This is a genomic window from Luedemannella helvata (assembly GCF_039528415.1).
Taxonomy (GTDB): domain Bacteria; phylum Actinomycetota; class Actinomycetes; order Mycobacteriales; family Micromonosporaceae; genus Luedemannella; species Luedemannella helvata.
The window spans coordinates 1-786 of record NZ_BAAALS010000112.1 but is presented as its reverse complement, the minus strand read 5'-3'; the positions used below and the strand labels follow the sequence as shown (position 1 = coordinate 786).

General features: G+C 63.1%; 1 protein-coding gene. It reads right to left on the bottom strand.

Annotation, left to right across the window (positions count from 1 at the left end):
- Positions 1-591: 591 nt before the first annotated feature.
- Positions 592-786, bottom strand: a 195-nt coding sequence (locus ABD191_RS28995) for a hypothetical protein (RefSeq protein ID WP_344089143.1), incomplete at its 5' end; no start/stop codon positions are given.

Genomic DNA, 786 nt, shown 5'->3' with positions numbered 1-786 from the left:
GACGGTCACAACCATCTCCTTCCCTACCATGATCGAATGCCGCTGCCCGCCGCGGATCGAGTTGCCATTGCTGGTTGTCGCCGCCGTTGACGGTGGAGGCACTCTGGAAGTCGCAGGCCGTGTTGGTGCCTGATCGGCCGGCTCTCCGGTTGTCCATGGCCGGGCACACGGAGCGTGGGCGCACTACGAATCGACCAACGCGGATGTTGCAAGGATGTTAAGGCTAGCACCGAAACTATCGTCGTCAAGGCCGACGGGGTTTCGGCGAAAACCGGACCCCTTGATGTGGCTGATGGTGCGAGGGCTGGCCTTCGTTCCGGCTTATGGCTGCGACAGGACGCACCTGTAGCGCGTGTACCAGTCAGAATATGGCAGAAGCCCTCATGCACATGTCATCGAAGGTTGTCGTTGACACCAATTCGTCGTGCGGCTATTTTCGGCCTTCTCAGCCGAAAACATTGAGCCCTGATGTGCTCGTCTGGGAGCGCGACCCGCTTCCGCCACGGTCGCGCCACGCAACACCCCACCCCGTCCCGTCGCTTGGAGAGACCGCTCATGCGAGCCGGCCTGATGTGGCGCAGCTGTCAACGCTCACAGGTGTCGAACGTCGGGCGAGGCACGATGCGACGAACGTGCCGGCGTGCCGTCGGCATCAGCCTGTTCGTCCGCAGGCGTCTCATCGACCCCCTCACGCAGAGCAACGCCGAGCGGCCGGGACCCGTCCCGCGTGAAAGGTGTTCGGTGATGACAAACGATTCCCCACGGCCGTGGATCGGCCGAGGTCAG